The sequence below is a fragment of the Peptoniphilus equinus genome (assembly GCF_027921445.1).
Taxonomy (GTDB): Bacteria; Bacillota; Clostridia; order Tissierellales; family Peptoniphilaceae; genus Peptoniphilus; species Peptoniphilus equinus.
In genome coordinates this window covers 710,454-735,499 of record NZ_CP115667.1, presented here as the reverse complement: position 1 = coordinate 735,499, position 25,046 = coordinate 710,454, and the positions used below count along the sequence as shown (strand labels likewise).

Annotated in this window: 27 protein-coding genes; 4 read left to right on the top strand and 23 right to left on the bottom strand. The window is 43.9% G+C overall.

What is annotated here, in order from left to right; genetic code table 11:
* Positions 1-5: 5 nt before the first annotated feature.
* From tgt to O6R05_RS03565, 11 genes are all read right to left on the bottom strand, one after another.
* On the bottom strand, positions 6-1,118 hold the full coding sequence (gene tgt / locus O6R05_RS03615; RefSeq protein ID WP_271192172.1) for a tRNA guanosine(34) transglycosylase Tgt: 1,113 nt from the start codon (positions 1,116-1,118) through the stop codon (positions 6-8).
* A gap of 7 nt (positions 1,119-1,125) precedes the next feature.
* Positions 1,126-2,142 carry a tRNA preQ1(34) S-adenosylmethionine ribosyltransferase-isomerase QueA gene (gene queA, locus O6R05_RS03610; RefSeq protein WP_271192171.1) on the bottom strand — a complete coding sequence of 339 codons (1,017 nt, stop codon included), beginning with the start codon at positions 2,140-2,142 and terminating at the stop codon, positions 1,126-1,128.
* A gap of 10 nt (positions 2,143-2,152) precedes the next feature.
* On the bottom strand, positions 2,153-3,277 hold the full coding sequence (locus O6R05_RS03605) for a SpoIID/LytB domain-containing protein (RefSeq protein WP_271192170.1): 1,125 nt from the start codon (positions 3,275-3,277) through the stop codon (positions 2,153-2,155).
* Entirely contained in the window at positions 3,274-4,284 is a 1,011-nt protein-coding gene (ruvB, locus tag O6R05_RS03600; RefSeq protein ID WP_271192169.1) for a Holliday junction branch migration DNA helicase RuvB, read from the bottom strand. The genes O6R05_RS03605 and ruvB overlap by 4 nt, the downstream gene beginning before the upstream one ends.
* A 1-nt stretch (position 4,285) precedes the next feature.
* Positions 4,286-4,867 (bottom strand): Holliday junction branch migration protein RuvA, encoded by a 582-nt coding sequence (ruvA, locus tag O6R05_RS03595; RefSeq protein WP_271192168.1) that lies wholly within the window; start codon positions 4,865-4,867, stop codon positions 4,286-4,288.
* Positions 4,867-5,361, bottom strand: coding sequence for a crossover junction endodeoxyribonuclease RuvC (ruvC, locus tag O6R05_RS03590; protein WP_271192167.1), 495 nt, complete (start codon positions 5,359-5,361; stop codon positions 4,867-4,869). Before ruvC ends, ruvA begins: the two co-directional genes overlap by 1 nt.
* Positions 5,362-5,413: 52 nt before the next feature.
* Positions 5,414-6,172 (bottom strand): hypothetical protein, encoded by a 759-nt coding sequence (locus O6R05_RS03585; protein ID WP_271192166.1) that lies wholly within the window; start codon positions 6,170-6,172, stop codon positions 5,414-5,416.
* A 110-nt stretch (positions 6,173-6,282) separates the two neighbouring features.
* On the bottom strand, positions 6,283-7,281 hold the full coding sequence (gene asnA / locus O6R05_RS03580) for an aspartate--ammonia ligase (RefSeq protein ID WP_271192165.1): 999 nt from the start codon (positions 7,279-7,281) through the stop codon (positions 6,283-6,285).
* 45 nt (positions 7,282-7,326) lie between these two features.
* A complete protein-coding gene (locus tag O6R05_RS03575; RefSeq protein WP_271192291.1) occupies positions 7,327-7,869 on the bottom strand; it encodes a zinc dependent phospholipase C family protein in 543 nt (180 codons plus the stop codon).
* A 170-nt stretch (positions 7,870-8,039) separates the two neighbouring features.
* Positions 8,040-9,704, bottom strand: a complete 1,665-nt coding sequence (locus tag O6R05_RS03570) for a glycosyl hydrolase family 18 protein (protein ID WP_271192164.1) — start codon at positions 9,702-9,704, stop codon at positions 8,040-8,042.
* 207 nt (positions 9,705-9,911) lie between these two features.
* The gene (locus O6R05_RS03565; RefSeq protein ID WP_271192163.1) at positions 9,912-10,874 is read right to left on the bottom strand and encodes a glutathione S-transferase family protein; all 963 of its coding nucleotides are present in this window, start codon (positions 10,872-10,874) and stop codon (positions 9,912-9,914) included.
* Positions 10,875-10,973: 99 nt separating this feature from the next.
* Between O6R05_RS03565 and mutY the strand changes: the two genes are divergently transcribed.
* Together mutY and O6R05_RS03555 are read left to right on the top strand one after the other, a co-directional pair.
* A complete protein-coding gene (mutY, locus tag O6R05_RS03560) occupies positions 10,974-12,029 on the top strand; it encodes an A/G-specific adenine glycosylase (protein WP_271192162.1) in 1,056 nt (351 codons plus the stop codon).
* Positions 12,026-12,550, top strand: coding sequence for an NUDIX hydrolase (locus O6R05_RS03555; RefSeq protein ID WP_271192161.1), 525 nt, complete (start codon positions 12,026-12,028; stop codon positions 12,548-12,550). Before mutY ends, O6R05_RS03555 begins: the two co-directional genes overlap by 4 nt.
* Before the next feature lie 12 nt (positions 12,551-12,562).
* On the opposite strand, the gene O6R05_RS03550 is transcribed toward O6R05_RS03555, so the two are convergent.
* Positions 12,563-13,150 (bottom strand): DUF445 domain-containing protein, encoded by a 588-nt coding sequence (locus O6R05_RS03550; RefSeq protein WP_271192160.1) that lies wholly within the window; start codon positions 13,148-13,150, stop codon positions 12,563-12,565.
* A gap of 51 nt (positions 13,151-13,201) precedes the next feature.
* Entirely contained in the window at positions 13,202-13,498 is a 297-nt protein-coding gene (locus tag O6R05_RS03545; protein ID WP_271192159.1) for a rhodanese-like domain-containing protein, read from the bottom strand.
* Positions 13,499-13,632: 134 nt separating this feature from the next.
* Here O6R05_RS03545 and O6R05_RS03540 point away from each other — a divergent pair, with 134 nt between their 5' ends.
* Positions 13,633-15,015: an APC family permease gene (locus O6R05_RS03540; protein WP_271192158.1), complete on the top strand. Its 1,383-nt coding sequence runs from the start codon at positions 13,633-13,635 to the stop codon at positions 15,013-15,015.
* Entirely contained in the window at positions 15,012-16,634 is a 1,623-nt protein-coding gene (locus tag O6R05_RS03535) for an amidohydrolase (RefSeq protein ID WP_271192157.1), read from the top strand. The genes O6R05_RS03540 and O6R05_RS03535 overlap by 4 nt, the downstream gene beginning before the upstream one ends.
* A 48-nt stretch (positions 16,635-16,682) precedes the next feature.
* Here O6R05_RS03535 and thiC read toward each other — a convergent pair whose 3' ends face one another.
* The 10 genes from thiC to ftsY form a co-directional block, all read right to left on the bottom strand.
* Complete coding sequence (thiC, locus tag O6R05_RS03530) at positions 16,683-17,984, bottom strand: phosphomethylpyrimidine synthase ThiC (protein ID WP_271192156.1); 1,302 nt, start codon at positions 17,982-17,984, stop codon at positions 16,683-16,685.
* Positions 17,985-18,351: 367 nt separating this feature from the next.
* The gene (gene rplS / locus O6R05_RS03525; RefSeq protein WP_271192155.1) at positions 18,352-18,699 is read right to left on the bottom strand and encodes a 50S ribosomal protein L19; all 348 of its coding nucleotides are present in this window, start codon (positions 18,697-18,699) and stop codon (positions 18,352-18,354) included.
* On the bottom strand, positions 18,686-19,435 hold the full coding sequence (gene trmD, locus O6R05_RS03520) for a tRNA (guanosine(37)-N1)-methyltransferase TrmD (RefSeq protein ID WP_271192154.1): 750 nt from the start codon (positions 19,433-19,435) through the stop codon (positions 18,686-18,688). Before trmD ends, rplS begins: the two co-directional genes overlap by 14 nt.
* A complete protein-coding gene (gene rimM, locus O6R05_RS03515) occupies positions 19,432-19,938 on the bottom strand; it encodes a ribosome maturation factor RimM (protein ID WP_271192153.1) in 507 nt (168 codons plus the stop codon). The genes trmD and rimM overlap by 4 nt, the downstream gene beginning before the upstream one ends.
* A complete protein-coding gene (locus O6R05_RS03510; protein WP_271192152.1) occupies positions 19,925-20,158 on the bottom strand; it encodes a KH domain-containing protein in 234 nt (77 codons plus the stop codon). Before O6R05_RS03510 ends, rimM begins: the two co-directional genes overlap by 14 nt.
* A 17-nt stretch (positions 20,159-20,175) precedes the next feature.
* On the bottom strand, positions 20,176-20,484 hold the full coding sequence (rpsP, locus tag O6R05_RS03505) for a 30S ribosomal protein S16 (protein ID WP_271192151.1): 309 nt from the start codon (positions 20,482-20,484) through the stop codon (positions 20,176-20,178).
* A gap of 48 nt (positions 20,485-20,532) precedes the next feature.
* Positions 20,533-21,870, bottom strand: coding sequence for a signal recognition particle protein (ffh, locus tag O6R05_RS03500; protein ID WP_271192150.1), 1,338 nt, complete (start codon positions 21,868-21,870; stop codon positions 20,533-20,535).
* The gene (locus O6R05_RS03495; RefSeq protein ID WP_271192149.1) at positions 21,860-22,225 is read right to left on the bottom strand and encodes a sigma factor-like helix-turn-helix DNA-binding protein; all 366 of its coding nucleotides are present in this window, start codon (positions 22,223-22,225) and stop codon (positions 21,860-21,862) included. Before O6R05_RS03495 ends, ffh begins: the two co-directional genes overlap by 11 nt.
* Positions 22,226-22,374: 149 nt before the next feature.
* The gene (gene alr, locus O6R05_RS03490; protein WP_271192148.1) at positions 22,375-23,529 is read right to left on the bottom strand and encodes an alanine racemase; all 1,155 of its coding nucleotides are present in this window, start codon (positions 23,527-23,529) and stop codon (positions 22,375-22,377) included.
* A 6-nt stretch (positions 23,530-23,535) separates the two neighbouring features.
* Positions 23,536-25,044 (bottom strand): signal recognition particle-docking protein FtsY, encoded by a 1,509-nt coding sequence (gene ftsY / locus O6R05_RS03485; protein WP_271192147.1) that lies wholly within the window; start codon positions 25,042-25,044, stop codon positions 23,536-23,538.
* Positions 25,045-25,046 lie beyond the last annotated feature (2 nt).

Here is a 25,046-nt window from a genome sequence, read left to right as displayed (position 1 = left end):
TCTCTTTACTTATTATAGCCGTATTCTCTATAAAAGTCATCTTTAAATTCTAAGAAGCGATCCTCTCGAATTGACTCTCGAATATCTTCCATCAAATGAATGAGAAAATGCAAATTGTGAATAGTGGCCAGACGAAGTCCCAAAATTTCATCAGTATTAAACAAGTGGCGCACATAAGCTCGAGAAAAGTTGCGACACGTATAGCAGCCGCAGGTCTCATCAAGAGGTCTAAAGTCTTCCTTGTACGCAGCATTTTTAACTACCAGTTTGCCTTTTGATGTCATGATAGTACCGTTTCTGGCAATACGCGTAGGCAATACGCAGTCCGCCATGTCAATACCACGTTCCACAGCTTCAAATAAATAATCCGGTGACCCTACACCCATCAGATAGCGCGGCTTATCCTCCGGTAAAAAGTCAGTGGTAAAGTCTAAAATTTCTTCCATCAGTTCCAGCGGCTCCCCAACACTAAGTCCACCTACAGCATAACCCGGGAAGTCCATAGCCACTAAATCTTTCGCAGAAATTTCTCTTAAATCTTTATACATACCACCTTGAACAATCCCAAACAATGCTTGATTTTCATTGTGATGGTGATCTTTACAACGCTGCGCCCAACGGGTAGTTCGCATCATCGAATCTTCAATATATTCATACGTTGCAGGATAAGGCGCACATTCATCAAAGGCCATCATAATATCCGAACCCAGAGTGTGCTGAATGTCCATAGAAATTTCCGGAGAGAGAAACTTCAATGAGCCGTCAATATGAGATCGAAAGGACACGCCTTCTTCCGTAATTTTACGGCTGTCACTAAGGCTGAAAACTTGAAAACCCCCGCTATCGGTAAGTATTGGGCCGTCCCACTGCATGAACTTATGCAGTCCTCCGGCCTTTTCAATGATATCCATTCCCGGCTTTAAAAATAAATGATAGGTATTGGATAGAATAATTTGTGCCCCTAAGTCCTTGACCTCGTGAGGTGTCATGGTTTTCACCGTAGCACGCGTCCCCACCGGCATAAATATCGGCGTTTCGATATCACCATGGGGAGTCGTGATCTTACCCAAGCGCGCTTTAGAATCCTTCGCAGTTTTTAATAATTCAAATTTAAACATAGTTCTCCTATCTGATAAACATCGCATCCCCAAAACTGAAAAAGCGGTACCTTTCTTTAACAGCTTCCTTGTAAGCATGAAGGATTGTCTCTCGAGATGTGAAAGCTGCCACAAGCATAATCAATGTAGATTCCGGCAAATGAAAATTAGTTATTAACGCATCAACAAATTTAAATTCATATCCGGGATAGATGAAAATGGAAGTGTCGGAACTCCCTGCACACACCTTTCCATCCACAGTCGCACTCTCCAACGTCCTAATACTGGTAGTGCCTACAGCGACAATGCGCTTTCCGGAAGCTTTAGCCTCATTTAATCGCTCCGCTGCATCTTGAGTGACAATATAGTGTTCGGAATGCATCGTATGATTGGTGACATCATCGACCTTAACAGGACGAAAAGTTCCAAGACCTACATGCAAGGTGACCTCTACAATCTCCACACCCTTCTCTCTCAGGGCATTTAAGAGGGCATTGGTAAAATGAAGCCCGGCTGTCGGTGCTGCGGCAGAACCGTCAAACTTGGAATAGACTGTTTGATAGCGCTCTTTGTCCTCCAATTTTTCTCGAATATAAGGCGGCAGTGGCATCTCACCCAGCTCATCTAAAATCTCCTCAAAAATGCCCTCATAGCTCAGTTCGATAAAGCGATTTCCTTCTTCACTAATGGCCACTACTTTGCCTCGAAGACGATCCGAAAAGATAATCTCCGTGTCCAGTTTTGCCTTTTTACCGGGTTTTACCAGGCACTCCCACACGTCATCTTGGTGATTTAAAAGCAAAAACTCAATTGCTTCTTCTTTTTCCGGGCGATGACCGTAAATGCGAGCCGGAATGACACGGGTATTATTAATAACTAAGACATCATTATCTGTCAGTTCATCAATAATGTTATAAAAATAATCATGCTCAATAGCTCCGGTATTGCGATCGAGTTTCATCAACCTGGAGCCGGATCGATCCTCCAAAGGATGCTGTGCGATGAGCTCCTCGGGAAGATCGTAATTAAAATCACTTGTTTTCATAATATCCTTTTCATTTTACTAGGGTTGCGTCTTCAAAATAAAATTTTAAAATGTCATAGACAGTCAAGCCGGACTTTGCCATTTTAGCGCCGCCTTGCTGACTGAATCCAACGCCATGACCATAGCCTTTGCCGTTGAAGATAACAGTCTGTGACGCGCTATCGTAAGACACACTAAATAGCGTGCTCTTGATGTTCCCCGATCCCAACAGATTTCTCAGGTCCGTCCCTTTAATTTGAAGTGTAGTGTTGGTTCCCGTGACGGACAATGTCTTGACACGATGGCTTCCATCCAGTTCCAGAACAGTGACATCAATAAGATCACCGATGTCACCTTTGGATTTAATTTTATTTATGAACTCACTTGTGGTGATTGTATAATCCCAAACATAGTCGACAGAGTACGGATCCTCTTTCGCCCTCAACCCGGGAATCTCACCCCCCCATACATCTGTAGGGCTGGCAATATATCCCCCGGAGCTCGCTCCAAAAATTGCAGACACCGGATTGCCGTCGTAAGCCAAATATTCCCCTGCCGTTTCATTCACAGCCTTTGTCGTCAAGTCCTTTTCCGAGCCCATGCCCTTATACACTTGGCATGAAGTATCATCCCGCAAATCGTAACCTTCTTTGGCATACTTGGTGCGATTGCTCATAGCAAAGGATCGAGATACAATGGCCTGTGCTTTAAGCGCTTCATAGGGATAAGACGCATCCATCTCATTATTGATAACACCTTTTAAATAAGATTCCATATCGATGAGATTGATGATATGAATTTTCCCTTGATAGACTTCAAAATGCACTGTGCCTCGGTAAGTATTTTGAACTATAACGCCGGTTTCACTGGCGATATTTAAAATACCATCTTGTGGAAAATCATAAGATACTGCATGACCATTTTCATCGTAGAGGTTGATTTTATCACCATCTACCTGAGCCGTAATGGTATTGGTCCATAGATCTTGAACTTTGCCCCCATTCACATCAGTTAGATAAAAATTCGCCTCACTGGTAATTTTAGCTTCTTGAACCGGAGAGCCGATTCGAATCTCCAACGGTGCAGCCATTGAACCGGCAAAAGCGGGTGTAGCGCAAGTTAAACACAACAATGCTGCAGCAAAAATTTTTTTCATAAAAAACGCTCCTGTTCTTCATAAGCCATCCCAAAGTGGTCATAAGCCAGCTTCGTAGCAATACGTCCTCGGGAGGTACGATTAATAAATCCAATCTGTAAAAGATATGGTTCGTAGACATCTTCAAGCGTAATTCGCTCTTCATTGATAGAGGCAGCAATAGCATCAATGCCCACCGGCCTGCCTCCAAAATTTTGAATCATCGCCATAATAATCTTGCGATCAATATCATCCAAACCATACCCATCAATGCCCAACATCTTAAGTCCACGTTTTGCCACATCTTCAGTGATAACACCGCTTTCCATCACTTCAGCATAGTCACGCACCCGTTTTAACAATCGGTTTGCAATCCGAGGCGTTCCCCGAGAACGTTTGGCTATTTCCAGCGCTCCTCCATCTTCAATGGCCGTATTTAAAAGTTTTGCCGAGCGCAAGACAATATTTTTCAAGGATTCACTATCATAAAGTTGTAGCGTCAATACCACGCCGAAGCGATCCCTAAGAGGTGATGTGAGCTGTCCCGCACGGGTGGTTGCACCAATGAGAGTAAATTTTGGCAAATCCAGACGAATAGACCGTGCAGAAGGCCCTTTCCCCACAATAATATCCAAAGCAAAGTCTTCCATCGCCGGATAAAGCGTCTCCTCCACCACCCTATGAATGCGATGAATTTCATCGATAAAAAGAATATCATTCTCTTCCAGGTTCGTAAGAATACTCGCGAGGTCTCCCGCTTTTTCTATGGCAGGGCCACTGGTAACTTTGATGTGGACATCCATTTCGTTGGCAATAATATTGCTCAAAGTGGTTTTACCCAGTCCGGGAGGCCCTGACAACAGCACGTGATCCAAAGGTTCATGGCGATTTTTAGCCGCTTCAATAAAAATATTCAGTTTTTCGACGGTGTCTTCCTGTCCGATATAATCGCTTAATCGCTTCGGCCTCAAGCTGTGTTCAACTGAATTATCCTCTTTGGAATACTCTGGTCCAATCAATCGATCCATATTATCCTCTGCTCAAATTTTTAAGTCCCTGCTTAATCCGTTCTGAAACAGCCAGCTTTGTATCAACATCTTGAAGTGCACTTTGCGCTTCAAATTCCGTATAACCCAAAGCAACCAGTGCGTCTTTCGCTTCATCTTCACGGGGTACCGCCCTTTGCAAATTGGGTGTCTCCAAAGTGAAACTATATTTGGAAATTTTATCTTTCAATTCTAATATAATTCGCGACGCTGTCTTTTTCCCGATTCCCGGTGCCTGGGTTAGAATGTCGGCATCCTCTGCTGCGATACCGCTCACCAGCTCAGTAATACTTAAAGCTGAAAGCACTCCAAGTGCCACCTTCGGCCCTATAGAGGAGACTGTAGTCAGCAAATCAAACATGATGCGCATCTGACGATCCAAAAAGCCATAGAGTAAGAAGACATCTTCCCTGACAATGGTGCGAATATATAACTTTGCAGGGCCCTGAGCTATGGTCTCAAGCTCCGTTGTCGCCATAAAAACGCGGTAGCCGATGTCGCCGGTCTCAATGACACAATGATCTGATGCCACATCTACCACGTTGCCTTTGATATAATCAAACATTATTTCATCCTAAACTGATCTTTAAACTTTAATGACGCACTGTGAGTAATAGCAACAGCCAACGCATCGGCAGTATCATCCGGTTTGGGTATCGCATCCAAACCCAGAAGCATCTTTACCATTTCCTGCACCTGATGCTTTTCCGCCCGTCCATAACCTACCAGTGCATTCTTAATCTGTAGCGGCGTATACTCATAAAGATAGTCTCTACCCATTTTACAAACCAGCATTTCCACACCTCGAGCTTCTGCAACTGCGATTCCTGTCGTAATATTCTTGTTAAAAAATAGCTCTTCAAAAGCAATGTCATCCGGCTGATAGTGCAGAATGATTTCTGATAGTTCTCTGTAAATTTTCTCAAGTCTCTCAGGAAATGTCAAATCTTTATCCGTGACAATGCTGCCATAACCCAGCGGGGTCAGTTTGTTGCCTTCCACTTGAATGATGCCGTAGCCTACGATAGCATAGCCTGGGTCAATACCTAAAATTTTCATAGTCATCCTCAATGCTCTACATAAAAGAAAAAAACTAAGATTGCTCTTAGTTTTATCTATAGCGTTTCATAACTTGATCATTGATGCCGTCCCAAAAAGCGGTTTCAAAAATGCGAACGCCATCCATGAATAAAAATCTCAAGATTTTCTTATCCAAGCCACGAAGCTCCCGCCGCGTTAACTTTGATTTCGATTCCCGAATTGTTCCGCCTTCTTCCAGATTAAACATCATTTGATTGTCCAGGTGTAAATTGAGATTGTACACTTTGCGCTTTAGCACCTTGAGATTAAATCTAAAAACCACGTCATAAATGTGATTTTTAATGCGCTTGTCCTGGTTCATATCCTGTAAAATTACCGTTTTGAGGTTTTCAGCTTCCGGCCTCATGGCGCCGCGGTTAAAAAGCTTACGACGTCGATACAGATCTTCTACATCGAAATACTTGAAGGTAAGAATTTCCAGCAAATTGACTGATTTTTTAGACCGTATGCCCGCCTTGTATCCTTCCAGGTAAAGATAGAGTTCCAGGCGATTGACATCATCATGGATCAGACGCCCAAGGTTATTGGCAATAAGCTCAACCCCTTCTTTATCTTTTAAAAATTTCATGATGTCTTTTTTTAAATGCTTTAACGACAAATAGGTCGGACAAATATTTTCAACACTGCCTTCAACCTGATAGATATTTAAAAGAATATTAAGGGACTCGGTGTCGTTATCGTATAAAAACTTCTCAATTAAAAACCTTTTTACATCTTTAATGCAAAAATTATCATTGAATTGTCCATTATTGATGTAGCTTTGTTCCATGACGTCCTCCAAGTAGTTATTTAATTATAACCTATATCGAGGCGTCTGTGTATGGGAAATTTTTTTCCTCTTACCTCTTTCAAGCATACACCTTGAGGAGGTCTAAGTCCTTATAGAAGTTTAATTCCCGCTTCAATACAAGCCGTTTTAGTTTTATCATCCCAAACAGAAGCCTGCACTTCTCCAATATGACGTTTTTCAAGGAAAAACATACAAAGACGTGATTGGCCAATACCGCCTCCTATCGTAAGCGGCAATGTGTCTTCCAAAATACCTTTATGATAGTCCAATTCTTTTAAAAAGGTCCGACCTGAGATTTCCAGCTGGCGTTCTAAGGCCGCTTTATCTACACGAATACCCATACTTGAAAGTTCAATGCCTCGGTCCAGCACCTCATCATAGAAGATGATATCTCCGTTTAAATTCCAATCGTCATAGTCAGCAGAACGCGCATCGTGAGGCTCACCGGAAGATAAAGCACCACCGATACCGATGACGAAAATAGCTCCTTTTTCTTTGACAAAAGCATTTTCTCGTTGCTCACTGGTCATCTCCGGATACATTTGAAGCAGCTCTTCAGACGTAATAAAGGTGATTTCATCCGGTAATTTTTTAGACAGCGCATGAGGATAGACTTGATTAATATATTCTTCAGCCCGCTTAAACACTTCATAAATTTGGCGCACTGTACTTTTTAGGAATTCAATATTCCGATCTCCGGCCTTGATGATTTTCTCCCAGTCCCATTGATCCACGTAAACTGAATGAAGGGCATCCAAGTCTTCGTTAGGCCTCAAAGCATTCATATCCGCATACAGACCTTCATAGCAATGGAAATTATACTCTTTTAACGCATAGCGCTTCCATTTTGCCAAAGATTGAACGATTTCGACACCGATGTCGTAGTTCTTAAAATCAAAGCCTACCGCTTTTTCGACACCGCTCAGATTATCATTCATGCCCGTCTCAGGCTGAACGATAATAGGTGCGGAAATACGAGCCAAATTTAACGTATTGGCCAAATCTCTTTGAAAGTACTCCTTTAAGGATTTAATGGCCATTTGAGTTTCCTTAAGGTCCAGAACCTTCACTTCCGAGTTGTTTCTCATCTTTTTCCCTCCAAAAAATTCTCCCACTAAGTAGGAGAATTGATATTAAATAAATTGAACACTAAGTTCTTCACGATAGACGTGAATAAATTCAATAATTAAGGTGCCGACAGCTTGACCCAGACACAGTGCCGAATTTAAATCATGCTCGTAGGATGCAGGCTCCTTTAGATACGCATCCACATAATCGTCAATAAAGGTTCGGATAGACTGCTTTAAACGCCACCCATCTATTGGTGCATGACACGGTTTGGTATCAAAAGTATGATCCGTTGCCTTGAGGTTCAGCTCCGACTCATATCGCATATGGGTTTTTGCAGCATCCATGTAAGTTTGACGCATCGCGTGAGGATAACAAGTATAATCACACAAATAATGAAGTATGATCCCCAGCTTATATGAAAAGAAGTCTTGCTCCACTCGATTCATGCTACTTAAATCGACATAGCGATACAAATGAATGAGATTGGAAATTTCTCTGACAATAAAGTAAATACTCTCATCTTTGTAGTGCCGAATCAATCGATAATAAGGAAGCACGTCGGGAGCGACTGCCCCCCATGACAATCTAGCTAAATTTAAATTAATCTCATAGTCATCAGTCAGCCGTTCATAGAGTGCCTTTGCAATGAGACGATGCGTGTTTGCTAAAATAGTGGTCTCTCCTTACTCTTATGCCTTAAAGCATGTAAACACTTAACAAAATCAGTTTACCTTTGTCCTGAGATTTTGTCAATGATTTACTGGTTTAAAGTCTCTTAATTCACAGCCATAGCCTGCTGAGTGGCATCAATTTCATCCCAAATGCCTTCAGTTTCAAACCCATGACGCCAACCTCCCACACCGGCTAATCCATACTTACCCATCAGTGTGGTCTTCCATTGAATAGAATCCCGATCTTCCACCCAAATGGTGTAATGCTTCCCATTTTTAGTGTAGGTTGCAATATTTTGCTTCGCCTTATCGTCCCACTTCATGGTAGCGTTGTTCTCCCGAAGCAGTGTTACCACTTGATTCATACTCAGCGCATCACTTTTAAGACTGGTGTCGTCTTCACTCCAAAGTCGTGCATAGAACGGCAAGGTGATCATAAACTTATCCTGAGGAATTTGATTCATAAGGAGATTGATATTGCCCTCCACCCAGTTATATTCTGCAACAGAGCCGGCTTTATCTGAAGTAGCCCAGTGTTGATCATAGGTCATGACAATCACGTAATCTGCAATCTCAGCAAGAGCTTTTCTGTCATAGGGTTCTTGGGTGACATCCGCGGAAATTTGAGGCGTTACATCAACGCTCACCAAGAGATCATGTTGCGCAAAGACACCGGCGAGCTCCCGAATGAATTGAGTGATGGCATCACGGTCATCCACGGCTGTCTGCTCAAAATCTACATTAATGCCAGAGAGATTGTATTTTTGCACCATAGCCAAAGTCTTAGCGATGACTTTATCCCTTATGGCACTGCTGTGAATAAATCCGGTAGTGATATCTTTATCAAAAGAATTGTCTAAATACCCCCAGACATCAATGCCTAAGTTCTTGTATTTTTCAACATAATCTCTTCGTCCGCGATCAATCATATCACCGTCTTTAGAGGATACGGAAAACCATGTGGGACAGATAACATCCACGCCTTGCAACGGATGAATCATAGCTACGCTTTCGTCCGAATGGTTGCCATAGGTATAGTCCCATGTTAAATTGAGAGGCTCGGCGGCCTCTCTTGTTTCAGTATCTTCACTTTTCTCTCTTACAAAGCGGTCTTCGGGCAAATCGACATCCAGCTTGTCCTTTTGAATGTAGCCGGCATAGCCTTCCACTTCACGCACTTTATAGAAATCACCCACTTCGCCATACACGTAGACTTGATCGCCTTCCTTTAATATAGAGACGATTGGCGATTTTATCGAATCACTCTCTCTCATGTTCAGACCGTCTCCGGGAGACGTGCCGATAGCATAATCCTTATCCTTGTAATCCATGACTAAGAGGTTTTTCTCTTTAATGAATTTCAACACCACAGGATAATCATAGATGAAGCCTTCAATAGGTACAAAAACTTTACCATCTTGTTCGATGACAGGGTCACGCAGCTCGATCGCTTGAGTGTTCAGCGTTGCCTCTTGACTATCCACCGACATACGTTTGGTGCCGGCTTTGTTCACAAAGATGACCGTTTTTTCATCGTCATCATAAGCCACCGTATCATCAATATAATTTTTGATAAAGTCTACAGACAAATAGTACTGTCCGTCAACACGGGTAAATTCCGAAGTGTCGACGCGGTCTCCTTCAACGATGAAGTTGAATCCCTTGTAGAGCTCGGACGTATTGCCGTTGCTGCGCTGCAAAAATAAATAGCCTACAAAAGCCCCCCCTGCAAGCAGCAATAAGAGCAAAAATATAAACAGTTTTTTCATTATAATCTCCTTTAGTCCTCCCAATATAACTTATCGCTTGGGTTTTATCAGCACGTTATTCAAGAAGGATGAGAATCCCAATATAAATCATGTGAATTATTTACCTTTTTGATTATATAAACACTTTTGGCTTCACACAAGCATTAGTTGTAAAACTTTACTAAATCTTGGATTTTATAATGAAAATAAGGGATATGCCTGTTTTTTCTACATCTTAAGAAGCGCTTCCATGTCCGGTCCCAGTGGCACAATACGATTCGGATTGATCGTGTCATGACTGGTATAGTAATGAGTCTTTATATGGTTGAAGCTCACAGTTTCAGCAATGCCCGGATAGTGATAGAGTGTCTTTGTGTATCGCCAAAGATTAGGATACGACGTCAGAGCTCTCAAGTTGCATTTGAAATGGCCGAAATACACCGGTTCAAAACGAATGAGCGTAGTGAACAGACGCCAGTCCGCTTCTGTCAATGTATCACCAAAGAGATATCGCCGAGATTCCAGTCGTTGTTCCAGCTCGTTAAAGCTTTGAAAAAGCTTCTTCACTTCTTCTTCATAGACCTTTTGATCGGTTGCAAAGCCTGCTTTATAGACACCGTTGTTTATGGTGTTGTAAATCATATCGTTGAGCTCATCAATGTCGTCACGAAGCTCTTGTGGATAATAATCGCCTTCTTTTGCCCCTATCCCGTCAAAAGCGGAGTTCATCATGCGGATAATCTCACTGGACTCATTGGAGACAATAGTATCGGTCACCTTATCGTAGAGCACCGGCACAGTGACGCGACCGGTATACTGCGGATCAACATGTGTATAGACTTCATAAAGATAGCGAGCGCTAAATATTGGGTCATCGATAACACCTTCACCCGCATCAAAGGTCCACCCGTGCTCGCCCATGTGAGGGTTCACAATAGAGAGTGAAATCATATTTTCCAAACCTTTCAATTTGCGGAAAATAAGTGTGCGACATGCCCACGGACAGGCAAGTGAAATATAGAGATGGTAACGTCCCGGTTCTGCCTTAAATCCTGCTTGGCCCGTTGGACCTGCCGAGCCGTCTGCCGTCACCCAATTGCGAAAAGCAGCGTCTTTTCTCACAAATTTACCTCCGGTAGACTCAGTATCATACCACTGATCTACCCATTTCCCTTCAACTAATAATCCCATACTGCCTCCTCTATGCGATTTAACTTACAAAAAGTTATTTCCTTATATGAGTTAGTACCCAATATCGCATTTCAATTCACCATTTGATATACTGTCTATATGAAATCTATTATAAATCCTACAAAGTTTTCAACTGCGTTGTTGTGTTATTATGATACGCACCGACGAACCATGCCTTGGCGAGATAATCCTACACCCTACGCCGTATGGATATCCGAGGTGATGTTGCAACAGACTCAGGTCACAACAGTTATCCCCTACTTTAACCGATTTATGAAGGCTCTGCCTACACCTCAGCATTTGGCGTCGGCGAGTCGAGATCAATTGGAAAAATTGTGGGAAGGACTGGGTTATTACTCCCGTGTGCACCGTTTAAAGGACGCAGCTCAAATTATAGTTCGCGACTATGACGGTGAGCTGCCTTCAACCTTTGATGAACTCTTGGCACTGCCCGGCATCGGCCCTTATACGGCAGGCGCCGTCGCCTCCATTGCTTTTAACTTGAACGCACCTGCCGTAGATGGCAATGCCTTGAGAGTCTTCTCCAGACTTCTTGAGATCAAGGAGACTATTGATAAAAATTCGGTAAAGGCGGCTGTAGGGCGTGTGATCATTGAACTTCAAGGGCATCGCCCCGGCGACTTCAACCAAGCTATTTTTGACTTAGGTGCGACTGTTTGTACCAAATCCCCGCAATGTAACCTCTGTCCTGTCGTGGATTTTTGCCACAGTTTTCACGATCAACGTGTCTTTGAATTTCCAAAGAAAAAACGTCGCAAAGCCGAGACTATTGACGAACGAACCGTGCTCCTTTTAAAACAAGGGGACAGTGTCATAGTTCATCGACGACCGAATTCAGGTCTTTTGGCCGGGATGTGGGAATTTGTCAACCTAGAGGGAAAAAAAGATGCTTCACAAGTGATGGAATACTTGGATATGCGGGGCTTCTTTTTTATAAGTGTACGCCCTCTCACAACGTATGTGCATAAATTTAGTCACGTCCACTGGCATATCACACCTTACTTGGTAGAACTGGAACCACGTATCAGCGACCCTAAAGAGGTGTACCCCGGAGAAGCTCATTTTGTCCAGATAACTGAACTGAACAACCTTGCTTTTCCCACAGCCTTCAAACCATTATTGGAGAAACTATGAAAACTATTTTTGATTACTACCCTCAAACACAAGCAGAGGAAGCTCTGAAAGTTCAGCTTCTCAACCTGAAGCCGGAATCTCTTGGAACAGGCAAGTCCTTCGACTATCACTACACCACCTCCGCCATTATTTTGAACAAAGAAAAGACCAAAACCCTTTTCATCTATCACCGTATCTATGATTCTTGGGGTTGGGTCGGAGGACACGTGGAACCGTCGGAGACTTTTGAAGCGTGCATCACAAGAGAAATATTCGAAGAGACAGGACTACAACTTGCATCGGGTACTTGCCTGGGTTTAGATCTGATGACGGTAAAAGCCCCCACGTCCCCTTGTAACTTTCATGTCAACTTCACTTTCGGCTTTATTGCCGATGACACGTCGCCCCTTATTCTGAATACTTCAGAGACGAAAGGCGTGGACTGGATTGCTCTGGATAAGCTGAATCATTATGTGTCTGAAGCACATATGCGCCCCATCTATGAACGATATATCAATCTATTAAAAACTCGGCAAGCCTAAGCTGCCGAGTTTTTAGCTATTTAAAACAATAAGACCCTGTACAATGCCGATGACAAAGCCCATAAAAAGACCCAGCCATTCGATTGCCCGAAGCTCTTTCGATGCCACCTTGAGCACCAATTGTTCAATCGTTGCAAGATCCAGCGCTTGAATTTTTCCTTCAATCAGACTTGCCACATCCACTTTCTCCCGGATTTGATTTTCGGCCAAATTAATAAAATCTTCAAAGAGTTGAGGCATTTCCTGTGTCATCTTATCTTCTACCGTATTTAACAATGCCCCTTGGATTGCCCGGGGTAGATAAGCCGTTTTTTCCAAAATAACCCGATCCACTTTATTAATAATAAAGGTCTGAAACATTGCCTCATCCTCACGACTGATAATCTGCCCGATAAGGTCATCCTGGTTGAGCAGATCTTCCGCCACTAGACTTCCTACTCGCTGTGCTAATTCATCCTTGCGCTTTGGGATCAAACCCTGAAAGACAAAGGGACCAAAACCGATGGGTTCAAAGGGGCGGAAAAGTGCACGAATGGCAAGTACGTTAGTCAAATACCCAATGACACCGCTGACGACAGCTATAAATAATAATTGAAACATATATCTTCCTTTCTCACTAGCTTCGCATTGATTAAAGTAACTTACAAATGATTACCGAACGATAGGTCCTTGCCAACCATTCATTCCCTCAAGCACATTGACAACCTCAAATCCGACACTCTCAAGAAACATAGCCGCCTGTACAGAACGCACACCGGCATGACAAATGACGTAATAAGCCTTCGAGGTATCCAACTCGGCGTATAACATGGTCAAGCGACTTAAGGGGGCATTTTTTGCGCCTTCAATATGTCCCGCTTTAAATTCATCCTCTTCTCTCACATCTAATATATGGATAGCGGTAGTATCCAACGTTGAAAATTGACTCATAGTAATGTTCTTAAACACAACCGGCCCTCTTTCTCTATAAAAATCAATTATATAATTTATACCCCCATTAGTTATATAAAAAAACTGTTTCTGTTGACTTTACTTTGTTCAGTATATTGTGCTATTTTAATTGCTTAAAAGGAGGCATTGTTATGCAAGAAATTTTACATTCTACTACTGAAGCACTCACCTCGGAATCTACGGAATTCAAAAGAGAAATCGGTGTTTTCGGCGGTGTAAGTATCATTGGGGGCATTATGATCGGCTCAGGCATTTTCTATCTGGGTGCTTATGTCTTAGAACGCGTTCAAATGAACAGCGGACTGGCTCTCTTGGCTTGGATTATCGGCGGACTTATCACCTTATTCGGCGGGTTATGCTATGCGGAACTTGGCGCAGCTATGCCGGTAGCCGGAGGTCGCGTCGTCTATCTCAATGAAGCCTTTCATCCTGTTGTGGGTTTTATGTCCGGCTTTACCGATTGGCTGATCGGCGGACCGGGATCTGTCGCAGCACTGGCTATTGCTCTGACCACAGTCTTTAAATCTTTTATCCCCATCAGTGACTTCGGTATTAAAATGGCCGCTATCACTTTGATTATTCTTCTCACGGTCCTTAACTTGAGAGGCGTGAAACTGGCAAGCTCCATTCAAAACATCTCCATGGTGGGAAAGCTCCTGCCCATTCTACTTATTATGTTTGCCGCACTGTTTGTCGGCAAAGTGAGTCCCGATCTGAGTCTTACCTCTACCACGACCTCATCTCCGACGAGCCTTATCTCTATGATTGCCTTTGCTGTGGTGGCTTCACTCTGGGCTTATGAGGGCTGGACCAACCTCAATACCGTTGCTGAAGAAATTCGTGAACCCCACAAAAATCTTCCCTTAGCGCTTGTCATCGGGATTGGCGGCATCATGGTACTGTATACACTGTTTAATTATGCCATTATGCGTGTGTTGCCCCATGAGCAAATCGTCGCTATGATTACATCGGGCGATTTATACCTCGGTACTGCTGTTGCAGAAAGTGTCTTCGGTTCTGTAGGTAAAGTCATCGTCAGTTTAGGCATGATCCTTGCCATGTTCGGGAGCACAAACGGACTTATTCTTGCACAGCCTCGTATGTACTATGCTATGGCTCAGGAAGGTCATTTTTTCAAAGCTTTCAGCAAGCTCCATCCAAAGTACAAAGTACCCACAGCACCGCTTATCGTTCAAGCTGTATTCTCCATTATCCTAGTCCTGATGAGAAATTTGGATCAACTCACCAATATGGTCGTGATCACGGGTATGATTTTCAGTGTGTTAACCATTCTATCGGTACCACGCCTGCGAAAAAAATATCCGACCATTCATCGTCCATTTAAAATCTGGTTTTATCCGGTGTCCGTCATTATCACTGCACTTATTTTTACAGGTCTGGTCATTCAAGCGGCCATCGAAGACCCTGTCACAGGTATAACCGGACTGGTAGTGCCGCTACTGGGTGCAGTGACCTTCTTTATCTTTGATAAGCAACGAAAGGAGCAAGTATGAAAACTGTTTACTTCAACGCCAAGATTTATGTTGAACGGGATCATTTTGAAGACACGTTAGTGGTGGAAGATGGCATCATTACAGATGTAGGTACTTACGACCAATTCAAAACCCTCACAAACGTGCCTGACGTTACTGTTATAAACTGTCAAGGCCAAACTATGATTCCCGGACTCAACGATTCTCACCTCCATTTTATGCAGACTGCGGAAGTGTTAAATCAAGTCGATATTGAAGGCGTACCGTCCATTGACGAGATGATTGCCCGATGCAAGGCCTTTATTCATGACCACCCGGACCGCGTCCGAAATGGCCTGCATGCCATTGGATGGAATCAGGATCTCTTTGAAGACAATGACCGTATGCCCAATCGCTATGACTTGGATGCCATTTCTACCGATATCCCTATCGTCTTGGAGCGGATTTGCGGTCACATTGTCAGCTCCAATTCCAAAGTGCTGGAGCTTTTAGAAGCTCAGCACGGTGCCGACTTCTTTGCAGACAGCAACTTTGTGAAAGATGACCACGGCAACCTCTTAGGCATCTACACTGAACATGCCTGTATTCATGCCAAAGATTTCATTCCCGACTTTACTATGGCTGAACGTCGTGAGATGATTATCGACACCATGCACAGAGCTGTTGCCCTGGGACTTACCAGCGTACAAAGTAATGACGTGGGGACGACATTCTCCGATGCGCCTGCGGCCTTTGCACTCTTTAAGGACATTTATGCCAAAGGTGAAGCTCCGCTTCGCTACCGTCACCAAGTCTGCTTTAATCAGGTAGAGGACTTTGAAGATTACATCGCAACAGAATGGTCCTGCGGTGACTATCCGAAAGACAGCTGGCTTCAACTGGGACCTCTTAAACTCTTTCGAGACGGTAGTTTAGGTGCACGAACCGCACTCATGCGGGACGACTACCTGGATGACCCAGGTAACCACGGTCTTGAATGGGTAAGCGTCCCGACGATGACGTCCTTCTGTAAGATGGCTGCTGAACATGGTATTCAAGTGATCACACACGTTATCGGCGATAAAGCCATTGAAGACACGGTCAATGTCTATGCCGCTACTTTTGAGAGCAAGGATAATCCGTATCGTCACACACTGGTGCACTGTCAAATCACCGATCGCCCTTTGCTAGAACGGATTGCAAAGCTTAACATCGGTGTCATGGCACAACCTATTTTCCTCGACTACGACATGAAAATTGTTGAAAATCGCTGCGGCAAGGACCTTGCGGCTACATCGTACGCTTTTAAAAGTTTAAAAGAGCTTGGCGCCCATGTCGCCTACGGCACGGACTGCCCTGTGGAATCCTTTGATCCGTTCATGAATCTTTATATGGCAGTCACAAGACAAAATAAAAAGGGTGAGCCGAAGGGCGGTTTCTATCCTCAAGAATGTGTCGATATTTACGATGCCATTGATGCCTATACCTATGAGAGTGCGTATCTGGAATTTGAAGAGGAGCGAAAAGGACGACTCAAGCCGGGTTATTATGCCGACTTTGTCCTTTTAGATCAGGACATCTTCGCCATTGATACCAACGCTATTAAAGATGTGCGACCAACTCTTACCGTTGTCGGCGGTAAAGAGGTCTATAAAAAATAAACCATGACAAAGATCCCGGGCCTATCACCCGGGATCCTTTATATTCAACTACATTAAATTGACGTCATCGCCATGTAAAACCTTTTTGACTGTACGCATGGAGCACATTTTGCCGCACATGGTACACGAATCTTCTTCAATGGGCTGCGAATTTGCACGGTAGGCCTTCGGTTTTTCACTATCAATAGCCAGCTCAAACATGGTATTCCAATCTAAATCAAAGCGCGCACGACTCATGGCATGGTCCCGTTCGATGGCCCCCGGAATACCCTTCGCAATATCACCCACATGGGCTGCAATTTTAGCAGCAATAATACCCTCTTTCATATCCTCCAGATCGGGTAAGCGTAAGTGTTCCGCAGGCGTCACATAGCAGATAAAATCTGCACCCTTTGAAGCTGCAATGGACGCTCCGATAGCAGAGGTGATGTGATCATAACCCGGTGCAATATCTGTCACAATAGGCCCCAAAACGTAGAACGGCGCATGGTTACAAAGCCGTTTCTCTAGAAGCATGTTGGCCTCAATGTCATCAATGGCCACATGCCCCGGCCCTTCAATCATTACCTGAACATTGTGCGCATAGGCACGTTGACTCAACGCCGCCAAATTAATCAGCTCTTGAATCTGAAGCGTATCTGTTGCGTCGTGAATAGAACCGGGACGACACGCATCACCTAAACTTAGCGTCACGTCATACTTCTCGCAGATATCTAAAATTTGATCGAATTGAGATGTTAACGGATTTTCCTTATTATTCGCAAGCATCCACGCAAAAAGAAGTGACCCTCCACGTGAGACGATATGAGTAATACGACGACTGTCTTTTACCTTCTCTGCCAATGCTCTAGTGAGCCCCACGTGGACGGTAATGAAATCCACGCCGTCTTTGGCATGTTGCTCGATGACCTTGAGAAACTCATCTTCCGTAATATCTTTGAGCTCCTTATCCAACATCCCCACACAATCATACATAGGGACGCTGCCAATCATACATGGTGCGGTGTTCACTACAGCTTCCCGAAAAGCTCGAGTCTTCCCATAGTTAGATAAGTCCATAATCGCTTCAGCCTTCATGTCCACGGCCACTTGTACCTTTTTCATCTCCGCATCAATATTATAGCAATCCTTGGAGATTCCGAGATTCACATTAATTTTGGTACGCAGACCTTCGCCTACGCCTTCCGGACTCAAAGATGTATGCATAATGTTGGCCGGTATCACGACACGCCCCGCTGCAATCTTCTCGCACAACAGCTCAGGCGCCATATGTTCCTTTTCCGCGACACATTTCATTTCCTTAGTGATAATTTTCTTCTTCGCTGCATCCAGTTGAGTGGTATACGTCATACTTCCTCCTTGTTTTGACTAAAATTAGAGTCAAAAAAAAACGGACACATGATAATATGCCCGTTAAAAACAAGGTTGTTCTTCCCTTCGCATGGATTATCATGAGCAGGTTAAAAGGGTTCCTTAAAGGTCTCAGCCGAAGCACCCCCAGACTCTATTGTCATTATAACACAGCATTTAAAAATTGATAGTACTCAGACGCATATGCTCACCGCACGTCTCACTGCCAAAACATCCACCCAAAGTGATGCAACACGACATGCTTTTTGTTTCGTCTTGGCTTCGATGTGATTCGTGGCAACTTGTTAAATTATCATCACATATAAAAAAGAACCGGCGAACCGGTTCCAACCATTTCCATTTGAACTTAGTAATTGGTTTTTTCTTTGATCTTAGCTGCTTTACCTTGACGGCCACGCAGATAGTACAGTCTTGAACGACGCACTTTACCATGACGGGTAACAACAAGTTTTGCAATTCGCGGCGAGTTGATAAGGAAAGTTCTTTCCACACCAATTCCGTAAGAAATACGACGCACGGTGAAAGTTTTGCGAGCACCGGATCCTTGAATTTTAATAACGGTACCTTCGAAAAGTTGAACTCTTTCACGAGTACCCTCTACAATACGGTAATGTACTTGAAGTGTATCACCTACTCTAAAAGCAGGCACATCATCTTTTAATTGTTCAGCTTCTAATTCTCTAATAATGTCCATGATTCCCTCCTCTCTTAGATTCTTCTTTAAGAGATTTTATAATCTTCAGCTCTTCTGTTGTTAATTTATTTTCGGATAGTAGATCCGGTCGTTTCATCAGGGTGGCACGTAAGGCTTCCACTTTATTGTAATGAGCCACTTTTGCATGATCGCCGCTTAAAAGCACTGCCGGTACTTCCATGCCTTCAAAAGTTTGAGGCCGAGTATATTGCGGGTGTTCTAAAAGGTGATTGTAGTGTGACTCGTTACTGTAAGATTCCTCACTGCTTAATACCCCGTTAATCATTCGACTGGTGCCGTCAATAAGCACCATACTTGCAATTTCTCCACCGGTCAACACGTAATCTCCAATTGAGATTTCCTCATCCACATACCTCAAAGCCCGGGCATCAATACCTTCGTAGTGGCCATTGAGTAAAATAAGATGATCGTAGGTGGCAAGCTCTTTAAGCTTGTTTTGATCTAAAACGCGACCTTGCGGTGAAAGATAGACAACATGTGAACGGTCAGTTTTGCATGAAGCGATGGCATCACGAATAGGCTCGACCTGCATAAGCATGCCCGGACCACCACCATAGGGATAATCATCCACTTTATGGTGCTTATTCTTTGAAAAATCGCGAATATTGATCGTCTCAATATCAATATAACCGTCTTCTATAGCCCGTTTGATAATACTGAATTGCTTTAACCCTTCAAAAAACTCCGGAAACAGAGTGAGTACACTATATTTCACGGCAGCATCCCTTCAATGAGAGACAGGGTAACAGTACGCCCTTCCAAGTCAATATCTTTGACAAACTCATGCACGGCAGGAACCATAAACTCGTCCGCCCCCTGAATGACATAGACATCATTTGCCGGGTTGTCAATGATATCCTTTAGAATGCCAAGCTCATGCCCGGCGATATCGACACAAGTCATGCCGATGAGATCATCGACAAAATACTCGCCCTCTTTAGGAACAATACGGTCACCATCATGAATGTAAAGGATCTTGGTCTTATACTTTAAGACATCGTTGATATTGTTTTTACCTTGAAAGACCATGTAGACAGTCTCTCCTTGAACCGTGACTTTTTCCACGGTGTGAGGTTCCAAATCGTCACCGACAAAGACATTGCTCAAGCATTTAAAACGCTCGGGTTCAGTGCTAAGCGGTATAATTTTGACCTCACCGCGAATACCTCGGGTATTAACGATGGTGCCTACCGGCGTATAATCTTTAAAGTTCTTCAATGTCCAAACGAACCTTTGTGTTATCTTTTAAAGAAACTGCTTTTACTACGGATCGAATTGCTTTTGCAATTTTGCCGCCGCGTCCAATGACTTTACCCATGTCGCTTTTGTCGACTTTCAGAGTAATACATAGTTCATCGCCGCATTCAGCCGATGTCACCGCAACTCTTTCTGGATGATCAACTAAAGATTTAGCAATATATTCAACTAATTCTGTCATGACGACCTCCAAAGAGTTTAGTTGGCTTCACTTGTGACTTCTTCAGAAGTTTCAGTGACTACCTCTTCATTTTTTTCTTCTACTTCGTAAACATTGTTTTCTTTGAAAAGACGGTTTACAGTATCGGTAGGTTTTGCGCCGTTTTTAATCCAGGCGTTGACCTTTTCAGCATCGACAACGACTTTTTTTGGTTCAGTGAGTGGGTTGTAATAACCGATTTCCTCAATGAACTTTCCATCTCTTGCTCGACGAGAATCTGCAACAACAATTCTATAGAAAGGGGATTTTTTTGCTCCCATTCTCTTAAGTCTAATTTTTACTGCCATAATTCACCTCCACACATAAAATAAATTTATTTATAAAATAAATTTTGACTAAAACTTAAATGGCAAGCGCATCTTACGTTTTTTCATCTGCTTGCCCATGGCACCAAATTGTTTCATCATTTTTTTGATGTCTTTAAACTGCTTTAACAGTCGGTTGACCTCCACAGGACTTGTGCCGCTGCCCTTTGCAATACGCTTTCTGCGGGACATATCAATAATCTCAGGCTTTTCCCGTTCTTGCCGCGTCATGGATTTGATAATCGCCTCCACATGGGCAAATTCTTTATTATCCAGACTCACGCCCTTTAGCGCTTTGGAATCCATTCCTGGAATCATACCGAGCAGTTCATCCAGTGGCCCCAAATTTCGCATCTGCTCCATCTGATCCAAAAAATCATCTAAAGTAAAAGTCTGATTGCGAAGCTTGGCTTCTAACTCTTTGGCCTTTTGTTCATCCACGTTAGCCTGAGCTTTTTCAATGAGTGAAAGCACATCGCCCATACCCAGAATCCGTGATGCCATACGGTCGGGATGAAAGACTTCAATCTGATCGAGTTTTTCACCCATGGCTATGAACTTAATCGGCACCTCAGTCACAGCACGAATGGACAGTGCCGCACCGCCACGTGTGTCCCCATCCAGTTTGGTCAGCACCACACCTGTCAGTTTCAACTGGTCATCAAAAGTATCGGCCACATTGACAGCATCTTGACCTGTCATAGCATCCAAAACGAGAAGAATTTCCTCCGGACTCACTTCCTGCACTATCTTTTGAAGCTCTTCCATGAGAGCTTCATCAATGTGAAGGCGGCCTGCCGTATCTAACAACACCGTATCCAATCCGTTTTTCTTCGCATATTCCACGCCGGCTTTTGCAATGTCCACCGGGTTCACTTTATCCCCCAGTGTAAACACTTCCACCTCGACTTGGCTTCCCACAACTTGAAGTTGTTTAATGGCTGCGGGACGATAGACGTCACACGCTACCAAGAGCGGTTTCTTACCTTTCTTTTTCAAGTGTTTTGCCAACTTCGCAGAGGTGGTCGTCTTACCTGCCCCTTGCAGACCGCACATCATAATAATGCCGGGACGAGACTTAAGCTCTAACTGCGATTCCCCCGTACCCATCATGGATGTGAGTTCTTCGTTGACAATCTTAATCACTTGCTGACCCGGTGTTAAACTTTCCATAACATCGCTGCCGATGGAACGTTCTTTGACCGTCTTTACAAACTGTTTAACCACTTTGAAGTTAACATCGGCTTCCAACAGCGCAAGTTTTACCTCCCGCATGGCCGCATCAATGTCTTTTTCGGTGAGTCTGCCCTTTCCTGTCAAATTTTTAAGCGTACTTTGCAGTTTTTCGGAAAGTGATTCAAATACCATTTTGAACCTCCTCATCGCTCAGTAGTAAGTGATAGAGTTCCAAGTAGGCTTTCTGATCCAAGGCTGTTGAGTTTTCTTCCAAGGCTTTTAAAGCTTCTTTCACTTGATGGCGCCGGACTTCAGCTTGTGTATGTTTCTCCACCAAGTGCAACGTACCTTCAAAATCCTCGAGGTTTTGCAACCCGCGCTTAATGGTTAAGGCTACTGCCTGTTTGGAGATGGAAAGCTCTTCAGCAATCTCATTGTAAGTAAAATCCTCTTGGTAGTACATGGACAATGCCCGCTTCTGTTTTGAACTCAGTAAGTCGCCGTAGAAGTCCAACAGTCCGTTGACCTCGAGAAAATCTTGAATCATAGCCACTCCTTTGGGTCAATCTTTTTCATTGACTCTATTATTCTATAGGTCTGCCTGTCTCTTGTCAAGATAAATTTGGCGTTTTACTAAAAAACTTTCACCTGCTCTTATAAGCAAAAAAGTCGGATCACTCCGACTTTTCTAATTCATTAACCTTCTAAGATTTCTTCAACAACTCGCATAACTCGACCGTTTTTTTTGTATACCCGGGTCAGTCGCGGCGACAGATGACTGAGAAAAGGCGTATTAGGCTCCCCTGATGCCTCAGCAAGCTCTTCAAGGGTAATCTCTTCATCACCCTGCTTGCCGAGAATCACCACTTCATCACCAATTTTGACATCCAGTCCCGTAGCATCCACCATCAGCTGATCCATGCAGATAAGTCCGATTTGCGGACATCGCCTGCCATGAATAAGCACGTCAAATCTTTCCGTCATACTGCGAAGTAACCCGTCGGAATAACCTACAGGGAGTACTACAACTTGAGTTGGCCGCTCGGTAACATACTTGTGACCGTAGCTGATTCCTTCTCCCGGACCGAGAGTTTTCACACTGGCCACCTCGGTGACAAGACTTGCTACAAATTCCAGACCAAACGCATCACCGATCTCTCGACTCCAATCAAACGACCCGTAGAGCGCAATGCCGGGTCGGATGGCATCTAAGTGATACTCACTGTATTGAATCACGGCACCGCTATTGGAAATGTGCCGAATACCGATGTCCATTTGTTCTTTCAAAGCGTCCGTGAATTGGATAAATCTCATATATTGCCCTCGAGTAATTTCATCGGAGCCATCGGAATCTGCAAAGTGGGAAAAGATGCCGGTGACGTGAAGTCCTTCCATGCGACTCACTTCCAGCACTTCGTCTTTACCTTTCTCAGAAATGTCAAAGCCTAAGCGATGCATACCCGTATCCAGTTTAACATGAATATTTAACGTTTTACCTGCGGCATTCATAATATCGTTGTAGGCCTTAGCCAAGTCCAATGCATAGACGGTCAGCGTAATGTCATGATCCATACAAAATTCCACCAACGACACTGGCGTATAACCGAGGATAAGAATTTTTAAATTCGGGAAATGGGTTCGCAGATGATAGGCTTCACTCACATTGGCTACGGCAACATGGGTGATGCCATTGGCAATCAATTCCCGTGTAATTTCAAGATCTCCCATGCCGTAAGCATCGCTTTTGACAATGCCTATGATCTGAGCATCCCCACTGTCACGGCGTATAACATCTATGTTGTTCTTCAACTTATCTAAATCAATGACAAGTTTTGTTGGTCGTAAATCCATAACATCTCACTCTATAATGGCATCAACGTAGTCGTCGATGTTAAATTTCTGAAGGTCATCCACGCCTTCACCGACGCCGACAAGCTTCACCGGCAAATTCAGCTCGCTTTGTAAGGCGATAATCACACCGCCCTTGGCCGTGCCATCCAATTTGGTCAGGACAATGCCTGTAATCTCACTGACTTCATTAAAAGTCTTGGCTTGAGACAACGCATTTTGTCCTGTAGTCGCATCTAAGACCAATAGCGTTTCACGATGAGCTTGCGGAAAGTCTCTTCCGATGACACGGTTAATCTTTTCAAGCTCCTTCATCAAATTGGCTTTATTGTGAAGTCGGCCCGCCGTATCACAGATGAGAATGTCACTTCGGCGAGATTTTGCCGCTTGAATGCCGTCATAAATCACGGCAGCGGGATCGGCCCCTTCCTGATGATGAATAACATCCACACCCGCACGACTCCCCCAGGTTTTCAGCTGATCAATGGCAGCTGCACGGAAGGTATCGGCAGCAGCAATGATGACTGACTTCCCTTCTCCCTTTAAACGGGCGGCAAGTTTGCCGATAGTCGTCGTCTTACCAACTCCATTGACTCCGATAACGAGGATGACCGTTGGCGAGGCTGTTTCAATTTCCGCATTTAGCGACGGATTCATGGCCTTTTTAATCTCTTCTTTTAACAGCGGCATGACTTGGCTCGGATCGTTGACTTTATTTTGAATAATGGTCTCGCGCAGATTGTCGATAAGCGTCATGGTCGTAGTCATGCCGATATCTGCCGAGATTAATACATCTTCCAGATCCTCCAGAAGGTCATCGTCAATCTTCACATACGCACCGAGAACGGTGTTGATTTTCACACCCATCTCTTCTCTGGTTTTAGATAAACCTTTTTTAAGCTTTTGAAAGAAACCCAACTTAGGCGCTTCCGGTTGCAAGGCTTCCGTATGACTATCGAAACTGTCCTCTGTCGTTTGAACCGTATCGGACGTCTTCTGTTCCTCGTCATGTGACTCGATATCGTCCGCTACCACGGTCATTTCGGATTCCGATGCCTCCGGTTCCGATACCGAGTCTCCTTCGACTTCCTTATCATATCGGCCCGTCTCCCATGACACATCGTCGAGTTCAACATCCCCCGGTGTCACATCAGAAATTTCCGTTTCAGCATCTTGAAGCAACTCCGCTTCCCCTGTCAGTCTAATAGATTCATGACTTTCGGAAGGGCCATTGTCAACAACAAGCCTGTCCCCCTCATCCGGGCTCGGTGCTATTGAGGTTGTCACAGTATCTTGACTGAGCTGAGGGGACTCCAAAGGTTCGACAAACTCAGACTCCTGTGATTGAGTATCCAAGTCTTGTGATTGATCAATTGTCTCAATTTCGTTTGGATCCAGGGTGTCTTGAAGATCGATGGCAGTTGGCTCTTCGAGTAATTCCGCTTCCTGCGGCGTTATAAGGGTTTCAGGTTCAGTGGTAGTATCCCCTTTTAATTTCTTTTTCAGCCATTCAAACATAG